Origin of the sequence: Idiomarina sp. 28-8, from assembly GCF_000320945.2 — a bacterium.
Taxonomy (GTDB): Bacteria; Pseudomonadota; Gammaproteobacteria; order Enterobacterales; family Alteromonadaceae; genus Idiomarina; species Idiomarina loihiensis.
Map to the genome: position 1 here is coordinate 137,671 of NZ_DF266791.1, position 8,371 is coordinate 146,041.

Consider the following 8,371-nt stretch of genomic DNA (forward strand, 5'->3'; position numbering starts at 1 on the left):
ATAATTTAAAGGATTATATTTAAATTTAGGGGGATAAAAAAGGAAGAGGCGGGGGAAAGAGCTAACGCTCAGCGCACCGCAATAAGGCAGCCCGCCAATCTTAGTTGTTTCCAACCGCGCAAAAACTGTAGAAAAAGCAGCCCGATATTGCAAGGATAATTTAGCATTTAGATACTTGGTTCCCCCTTTATAGGCAGCCCTAACTCGCGCCACATAAGCCTTTCACTTTTTGATAAGAAACCATTACAAACTTTGCCGATGCAGCCGCACGTAAAATTCACTTCGACAGCCAAAGAGAAAAGGCCTTCAGCGATTTCGTGCGAAACGATACTCCTACAACAACAAATAGAATGGAAATAATCGCAACTGGCACAATGTGGAGTAGTAAAAGTCAGCCGTGCATTGGAAGCCGCCTTTCAGTCTAGGTACAAGTAGGTGGGTATTCCAAAGTTGTTAAGCTAGTGCCCATTTCATCGTCCGCTAAAAACAGGTTCCAAAGCCCCCTGTTCTTTTGGTAACTGCTACCGTAGGACAAGTCCATAATGCCCGCTACCAGCGAATAGTTAACAGCACAGGAGACTTGAAAGTGTTGGTGGGATAATCAGGGGGCTAAAACGCGTAATGTGTTTTTGGAGGGCGCTGTAAGCTCGGGATATGCGACGAAAAGGCGAAGCTTTACAACACTAAATAGAGAAAGCTCAACCTATAAACTCATTCATTCTTAAGAGTTATCTTACATAAGCTTTCCAATTGAAGTGAATTCGGAAACTTTCCCACCTTTTAGAATACGAATTAAGTTTAAATTTTCATCAACAATAATAGTGATATTGCAACTTTTCCCTCCCCTCATAATACTAGATGCAACGAAGTTTCTCTCCTCACCAGCAATACGTTTTAGTTCAGTGAATGTAAGCCCCGTTTTTTCCGGTATTCGAGTAGAGTCCTCACTTTTCTCATCATCAGACCAGAACACTACTTTCCAGTCATTTAACTTGGAAATATAAAACTGGTTTCGGCGATATATATTTGCTTTAGTCAAAGCTAAAAATGTGGATATCAGCATGCTCGATACCATTAAGGAAGCAAGTGAAGTCAACGTATTATAATTGGCGTTTCCACTAATTAGGCCAGCGGCAAGCAGTAATCCCAAAAAAGCTGAAAACTCATTCCCCACTGAGAATGGCCAAAACTTGATTAACCTTTGCCTTATAGAACCGTAGGCTATAAGGATCGCCGCTGCTACTCCAATTAAACAAACTAAAGGAAACCATTCACTATTAACCGCTTCGCTAACTCCAGACGAAAGGTAAAATAGCAAAACTAAAAAAACTGTAAAAACAAGCCATTGCATTTTTTATCACCTATTTGTTGAAGTTTGCATCACGATTCTTATAGCACCCTAGCAAATAGCTTTTAAAAAGCGTTGCTTAGACTTTGACCGCCCCTGGCAGTTAAACCCATACTTCTCCATTCAAGGTCTGAGTTTACCCCGATTTTCTGCAGTTTGGGGGTTAGCTCTAACAGCTTTTTCGATTCATCCGTGTGTTAAAAGGTTCGTTTGTTCTGTTCAATAAATTACTCCCATCCTGGCTCAGCAATATCTCCTGCACCATCCCGTTTTAGGAATTTGTTCCTTTTTAGGGCAAACTCAAACCGCGAAAACCAGTAGAAGAAATCAAATGCAATATCTTTCAACTCGTTATTAATGTCTTCTTTTCGCACGACCTTTCCCTTTATTACATGGCTCTAGGCACACGGCTTGCTGGAGCCAAAGTTTGATTGAGTTGCCGAAGTTTGTTGAGAGAGATTTGAAACTGGCCATTACTCGGTAGCCGTTTACCTCTGAATTGCTCCCATACAAGGATTCCAGGCCCGTTATAAATTTCCTCAAACGTACCGTCACGCAAAATTTTGATGATAATTGCGTGCTGAGGCTGGCTGCGGAATGCAACAGAGCTGGATTGCGTAGCTTTGATTTCAACCTCCACGCCGGTTTCAGTAAGAGCGTCATAGCCTTTATTGGACGCTGCCTTCAGCTTAAGATCGTACGCATCGGCCACAAGACATTCACCCAAACTGCCAACCATATGACCATCCGGGGTAAAGTGCCTGCCGGGGAACATGGCCTCCAATTCGTTGACCGTGGCGTAGAGCTGCTTGACCAAAGCCCGAAATTTATCATGATCGATCATAGACATTTAACTACTAGCTAAAGGGCAAAAATACAATGCCATAATCGCGAAGCGGCATTGTGTTTTTGTCCCAGCAACCCGCCCCGCGGGTTGCGTTTTAAGCGCCTTGTTAGCTGATTATTTGCTCAGGAGTACAACTAACTCGTTAGGATTTGACACTATGAATTGGAATGTACTGCCATCAAGTAATGAAACTTTGATTGCATCAGATGTTATAGGCAGAATACCCGCACCTTTACCTGAGCATTTTTCTACTTTTGAAATTGAGCTCCTTTCAATTTTAAGAGGCCCAAGCCCATAACCTTTATTATATGGGGAAAAATGAATATCAGTTTCAGTAATCCAAAATTTCCCATCTGCTTTTGCAACACCATTTTGAACTGTGGCTGTAATCGATTTTAAAGTGGCATCTTGCATTTATATTCCTTTTGAACGGTTGCACTAATCAGCTAACAATTATATATGTTGCAGACGCATTTTGTAACGCCCAAAAACAGCACTCCTAACCGTCTTAAACAACTGATAATAACTACTATTTTCACCATTAATTCAAACTTTCCCGAAAAACTATTCGAGCATGCTCACTTTCGTTCAACCTAATGCGCAATATCATACTTTAATTTTTTGTTATATAACTGAAGATAAAAGAGTTAGTTTCATAAAGCAATGCTAAACCGTGCAACATCACCGAAGAATGTGCGCAGGCAACTGAATCAACCAGCCAGTCATAAGCGGCGGAATCGTACCAAATAACCCGGATCTAACGTACAATACACACCCTAAACACCAAACTGCACACAATTACATGAACTTTTCTGATCTCGCACTTTCCCCTGAAACCCTTACTGCCCTATCACGTCAGGGGTACAGCGAATCTACCCCCATTCAGGCGGAAGCTATTCCATTGGTGCTGGCGGGGAAGGATGTCATGGCCGCGGCGCAAACGGGTACGGGAAAGACAACGGCCTTTACCGCACCTCTTTTAGAACTTCTGAAAAGTAATGAGCGTGCCAAGGCAAATACAGCGCGTGTGCTTATTTTAACGCCCACTCGCGAGTTGGCGGCTCAGGTCGGTGAAAACGTTGCGAACTTAAGCGCGGGTCTGCCATTGAATTACGCGGTGGCGTTTGGTGGTGTAAAAATTAATCCGCAAATGATGAAGCTTCGCAAAGGCGTGGATATTCTGGTGGCCACACCTGGCCGCCTGCTGGACTTATACAAACAAAACGCGGTTCGCTTTCCTAAGTTAGAAGTGCTGGTACTGGATGAAGCCGACCGCATGCTCGACATGGGCTTTATTCACGACATTAAGAACATTATTAAGTTACTGCCGGCTAAACGCCAAACGCTACTGTTCTCGGCAACCTTTTCTGACGACATTCGTGCGCTGGCTAAAGGCTTACTGAAAAGCCCGGTCGAAATTTCGGTGGCACTACCCAACGCAACTGCCGAGCCTATTGAACAAACTTTGTATGAGGTACAAAAAAGCCAAAAGCTGGGGCTGTTATTAAAACTACTGAAAAGCCTCGACCTACCCCAAGTACTTGTGTTTTCACGCACCAAACAAGGCGCTAACCGGTTAGTTAAGCAGTTGGATAAAGCCGGCTTCTCAGCCGCCGCTATTCACAGCGCTAAAAGTCAGGGCGCCCGTACTAAAGCGTTGGCTGACTTTAAAAGTGCCAAAGTGCAGATGCTTATCGCCACTGACATAGCCTCACGCGGCATTGATATTGAAAAGCTGCCGTACGTGATTAACTACGACCTCCCCCACGTCGCGGAAGACTACATACACCGCATTGGTCGCACAGGTCGCGCCGGCCAAACGGGTCATGCTATATCGTTAGTTACAGACGAGGACGTTGCAGCACTCAAAGCTATTGAGGAGCTTATAGGCGAGACGATTGAGCAGTGTAAATTAGAGTGACTTGCTTGGTAAATAATGCTCAACACCTGTAGAGGGCTTACCAAAGAAGTACCCCTGGAAATGCTCGCACCCCATATTCTGCAAACGCTTGAACTGTTGCTCCGTTTCCACACCCTCTGCAATGACGGTAAGGTTCATGCTACGACCTAAGCTAATAATAGTTTCGGTTAATAACGCCCCTTTACTGTGTCCATCTAAGTCACGCACAAAAGCTCGGTCAACTTTGAGTTCATCAAGCGGCAGCCGTGTAAGATAGGCTAGAGACGCATAGCCAGTGCCAAAGTCGTCGAGTGAAATCGACACGCCCAGTTCACGCAGACTGGCCATTTGCTCAACAATAAAATCAATATCGTCGGCTATGAGACTCTCTGTCAGTTCAAGGCATAAACACTTGGGGTTTGCCCCGGTGGTTTTGAGGATATTTTTCACGCGCTGAACAAAGTCCCCCCGACGAAACTGAACCGGGCTAACATTGACAGATATGTTAAAGCTTTCACTGCTCTTTTCAGCGTCCCATTTCACCAGTAGTTGGCAGCTCTTTTCTAAGACTCAGTCACCCAGCGCGATAATACTGTCATTCGCTTCGGCAATAGGAATAAAGTCATTGGGCGAGAGTGTCTTAAACTTAGGATGATGCCAACGAAGAAGCGCTTCAAAGCCAGTAATGTTCTGATTCTGATCGACTTGCGGTTGCAGCGCCAGAGCCAGTTCGTCATTGTCGACAGCGTGATTTAGCGCCTGTGATATTTCTAAGCGCTTTTTAACCGATGACTCCATCTGTGAGTCGAAGAAACTGATATCGGTTGTATTGGAGCGTTTCGCCATTTTGAGTGCGATATCCGCCTGGCGCAGCAATTCGTCTCCGGATAATGTTCCGGGGCAATGAAACAACGTAATACCAATGCAGGCATTGAGTTGGTGCGACCGTCCATCAAGAATTAATGGCGCTTTTAATTTTTGAAGAATTTGAGTTGCCATTAGTTCGGCCTCTGCTGCAACAGCATCGAGTGAGGATGTCGAGCAAGGTAAAACAAGAGCAAACTCATCCTTACCAAGACGAGCCAGGTCATCTGGAGAAGAACTAAATTGCTGCAAAGATTCAGCGCAACTTACCAGGACCCTGTCACCAACACTGTAGCCCAGACTATCGTTAATACTGTGAAACTTCTCAATATCAACGATAAGCAACGCAGCAGCGGAGGTGTCACTGCTGGTGTTGCGCATAGCACTGGTTATTCGCTCCAGTATTAAACGACGGTTGGGTAACCCAGTTAGTGAGTCATAATAAGATAGGCGCTGAACTTCTGCTTCAGCCATTTCTAATGAACGCATATCCGCATCCATACAGAACATAATAGGCTCGTCATTCGGCAGTGAAACGACGGTATGGCTTGAGTAAACAGGCACCGTGGAGCCGTCTTTATGTTTGAGGTTCAATCGCGCTGGTGGAATACCCTCTTCGTTGTCAAACATCCAGGCAACGGCTTGCTTTACTTCGTCGCGCATCTCATGAGGGATAATTAAGTCAAAAAGGCTGCGCCCAAGCGCTTCGCTGGTGGAATAACCGTATATTCTTTCTGAAGCGGCATTCCAATAGACGACCGAGCCATCCACGCGATAGCCTTGAATAGACATAGCTTGTGTATCATCGAAGAGCTTATGGAACCGTGCTTCGCTAATTTGCTTGTCGCGGTTATTCGTCATAAAAATTAGCCGTTGCTTAATTTATCGGTGAGACGTCGAACTTACATTAAGCATAGAAGATAATTGATAATATTGTTAAATAAAGGTTGTTTGACGATCAATTTTCTTAAGCGGAAGGTAAATGGAACTTTATTCAAATGTTTTCCACTAAGAATTCTTACTCGATAACAATTTAAAATAATGAAAACCGCTTTCCTGATTTCAATTTTAGTAGTCTTAAGCACCTCTCCAGCCATAGCCGGCGAAAAATACCTGCGTGATGATGGCACAGAAATTCGATATTACTTAGATAACGCCGCTGCTGATAACCTGCTGGTGATTTTTCAGGGATCAGACTGTAACAGCGTTCGTCACATGACGTCAGTTACGACTATTTGGCAAACTCTAGCTCCTAATTCCGCTCTGTTGACGATTGAGAAGTATGGCATTGATGATAGCCTACCCTATGCCTCTGGAGAGCGAGATGACTGCCCTACCAAATACCTTCAACACGACACAATGACGCAGCGAATTAATGACGGGGTTCAACTCATCGACGCTTTTAAGAACTCCTATGACAAAGTCATAGTCGCTGGTGGCAGCGAAGGGGGCTCTATAGCTCTAGCTGCAGCCGAACGAGTTTCGGGCTTGCATTCTGTACTAGCGTTAAACTCGGGTTCTTCCAGTTTTCAGCATGATATCGAATTCAGCATTAAACAGACGGTGCCAGAAGGCCAACGTAATCAGGCCTTACAAGGTTTTAGACAATTTGCGGACCAAATTAAACAAAGTAAGGAGCCTTTTCAGGTCAACGTCAGTGGACACGGTTACGCATTTTGGAAAGATGCATTAGAACGAGACCTACTCAAGCCTCTCAAGACGATTGATGCTCCGGTATTTATAATACAGTCACTGGAAGATACAAGTGTCGACCCTGAGCAAACGAGACAAGAAATAAATAAAATTATTTCCGATGGCGCTAAACATATAACACTAAAGATGCTGCCGGGACTTGATCACGGTTTTCAAGATTCAAATGGTCAATCCCAACTAAAAAATGTTGTTGAGGGTGTATCTAATATCATCAATACTAAATGATAGAGAAACCTAAAAAGACAGGTACGTCATGCCAGATAATTTAAAACTCTACGAAGCCATTATGCTGCTCGCATTGTGCGAGGAAAAGGGCACCATGAACGGCATGTACGTGGAGTATGCCACCGCCGGAGCTATAGCTGCTGAACTTTTAATGCTCGGCCGAATTAAGGCTGATGAAAATAATAAAAACAAAGTTGCAGTGCTCGATGACAGCCCTACTGGCGATGCATTGTTAGATGAAGCCTTAACGATGATTGCTGAAGCGAAGCGTCCGCGTAAACTCAAGGACTGGGTACAAAAACTAGGCGGTATTAAAAATCTTAAACATAAAGTTGCACAAGCTCTTGCTGATGATGACATTGTGGCGCATGAAAAAGAAAAAGTATTGTGGTTATTCGAACGCCAGGTTTACCCGGAGGTTAATCCTAAGCCAGAGCAGGAATTGCGTCAGGCCATGCGTGATGCAGTACTCAGTGATAGCGAAGATATTGAACCGAAAATTGCTATTGCCGTTGCCTTAGCCAATAGCGCCAAGCTACTGCCACAGGTGTTCAGTAAGCAAGAGCTGAAAGACCGCAAACAACGCATTAAGCAGCTGGAAAATGGTGAACTTGTGTCTAAAGCCGCCAAGGAAGCCGTCCAGGCCATTGAAGCGGCGGTTATGGTTGCTGTGATTATGCCTGCCATAACAGCAGCGTCAGCGCCAACTTCCGGGGGATGTTAACTGTTAAAAGGAACTTACATGATACTTCTTAAGAAACTCAAACAATGGAAGGCTGGCTTAATTGCTATATTTATAAGCTTTGCCATTGCCTTCACTACTTACACAGCTCAAACCCGTGTTACCGAGATTGTACCTGACGCACAAGGTGGCATTGTCACCGTTTACTCGCTCATCATTAACGTTGTGCTCTGGTTATTTTTATCGATTGCGATTTTTCATTTTATGCGAGCACTCGCGCAAGGGCATCGGTTTAAATCCGTTATCACCGCCGCATTGATTTTTTTATTTGTCGGCTATGCGACTAACACCACTTATACCGCCATGCAATTAAATAGTGCTTTAATCGCTGCGGCTGATCCAACAACTTCTTCGCACAGGTTAACCGAACTTGCAAAAGCCGATATAGACTATGGCTACGAACTGGACAACAGAGTGGCGGGTAATCCATCAACGCCTGTTGATACGCTGGTGTCCTTATACAACAAAGAAGGCCAGATCGGCACCGACTTAACTCTGGCAGCTAACCCCAACACGCCTAATGAGATACTAATCGCATTGTCTAAACGCACCAACGAACGCTGGGGAGATGCTATCGTCAATGCTTTAAAACGTAACTCAAAAGTCATATCTGGCGAGTTGCGCTTTGATGAAGTAATGACTTTGCAGGGTAATTAAGCTTGTAATATTGAATAATTAAATTATTAAAGGGAACTTAACTCACATGAATTTAGACTCCTCAGTTAAAGCCAT

Annotated in this window: 8 protein-coding genes and 1 pseudogene; 4 read left to right on the plus strand and 5 right to left on the minus strand. The window is 44.2% G+C overall.

Features of this window, described 5'->3' with window-relative positions; genetic code table 11:
- Positions 1-733 precede the first annotated feature (733 nt).
- The 4 genes from RJ32_RS08590 to RJ32_RS08600 form a co-directional block, all read right to left on the minus strand.
- Complete coding sequence (locus RJ32_RS08590) at positions 734-1,351, minus strand: hypothetical protein (protein ID WP_011234734.1); 618 nt, start codon at positions 1,349-1,351, stop codon at positions 734-736.
- A 224-nt stretch (positions 1,352-1,575) separates the two neighbouring features.
- Positions 1,576-1,722 (minus strand): hypothetical protein, encoded by a 147-nt coding sequence (locus RJ32_RS14880; RefSeq protein ID WP_016341344.1) that lies wholly within the window; start codon positions 1,720-1,722, stop codon positions 1,576-1,578.
- 14 nt (positions 1,723-1,736) lie between these two features.
- Positions 1,737-2,192 (minus strand): hypothetical protein, encoded by a 456-nt coding sequence (locus RJ32_RS08595; RefSeq protein ID WP_011234735.1) that lies wholly within the window; start codon positions 2,190-2,192, stop codon positions 1,737-1,739.
- Positions 2,193-2,309: 117 nt separating this feature from the next.
- On the minus strand, positions 2,310-2,609 hold the full coding sequence (locus tag RJ32_RS08600; RefSeq protein WP_011234736.1) for a hypothetical protein: 300 nt from the start codon (positions 2,607-2,609) through the stop codon (positions 2,310-2,312).
- 388 nt (positions 2,610-2,997) lie between these two features.
- Between RJ32_RS08600 and RJ32_RS08605 the strand changes: the two genes are divergently transcribed.
- A complete protein-coding gene (locus RJ32_RS08605; protein ID WP_011234737.1) occupies positions 2,998-4,116 on the plus strand; it encodes a DEAD/DEAH box helicase in 1,119 nt (372 codons plus the stop codon).
- On the opposite strand, the pseudogene RJ32_RS15220 reads toward RJ32_RS08605, so the two are convergent.
- A pseudogene (locus RJ32_RS15220) lies at positions 4,108-5,820 on the minus strand (putative bifunctional diguanylate cyclase/phosphodiesterase). The gene RJ32_RS08605 and the pseudogene RJ32_RS15220 overlap by 9 nt on opposite strands.
- 180 nt (positions 5,821-6,000) lie before the next feature.
- On the opposite strand from RJ32_RS15220, the gene RJ32_RS08620 reads away from it, so the two are divergent.
- Genes RJ32_RS08620 through RJ32_RS08630 form a run of 3 tightly spaced genes read left to right on the plus strand, consistent with a single transcriptional unit; the run spans position 6,001 to position 8,296 of the window.
- On the plus strand, positions 6,001-6,897 hold the full coding sequence (locus RJ32_RS08620) for a prolyl oligopeptidase family serine peptidase (RefSeq protein ID WP_011234738.1): 897 nt from the start codon (positions 6,001-6,003) through the stop codon (positions 6,895-6,897).
- 28 nt (positions 6,898-6,925) lie between these two features.
- Entirely contained in the window at positions 6,926-7,621 is a 696-nt protein-coding gene (locus tag RJ32_RS08625) for a GPP34 family phosphoprotein (RefSeq protein ID WP_011234739.1), read from the plus strand.
- A gap of 18 nt (positions 7,622-7,639) precedes the next feature.
- Entirely contained in the window at positions 7,640-8,296 is a 657-nt protein-coding gene (locus RJ32_RS08630) for a hypothetical protein (RefSeq protein ID WP_011234740.1), read from the plus strand.
- Positions 8,297-8,371: the final 75 nt, after the last annotated feature.

Bases quoted from the DNA above. Each gene is read 5' to 3' on its own strand.
- RJ32_RS08590 (WP_011234734.1), bottom strand. From the start codon at position 1,351: ATGCAATGGCTTGTTTTTACAGTTTTTTTAGTTTTGCTATTTTACCTT.
- RJ32_RS08595 (WP_011234735.1), bottom strand. From the start codon at position 2,192: ATGATCGATCATGATAAATTTCGGGCTTTGGTCAAGCAGCTCTACGCC.
- RJ32_RS08600 (WP_011234736.1), bottom strand. From the start codon at position 2,609: ATGCAAGATGCCACTTTAAAATCGATTACAGCCACAGTTCAAAATGGT.
- RJ32_RS08605 (WP_011234737.1), top strand. From the start codon at position 2,998: ATGAACTTTTCTGATCTCGCACTTTCCCCTGAAACCCTTACTGCCCTA.
- RJ32_RS08620 (WP_011234738.1), top strand. From the start codon at position 6,001: ATGAAAACCGCTTTCCTGATTTCAATTTTAGTAGTCTTAAGCACCTCT.
- RJ32_RS08625 (WP_011234739.1), top strand. From the start codon at position 6,926: ATGCCAGATAATTTAAAACTCTACGAAGCCATTATGCTGCTCGCATTG.
- RJ32_RS08630 (WP_011234740.1), top strand. From the start codon at position 7,640: ATGATACTTCTTAAGAAACTCAAACAATGGAAGGCTGGCTTAATTGCT.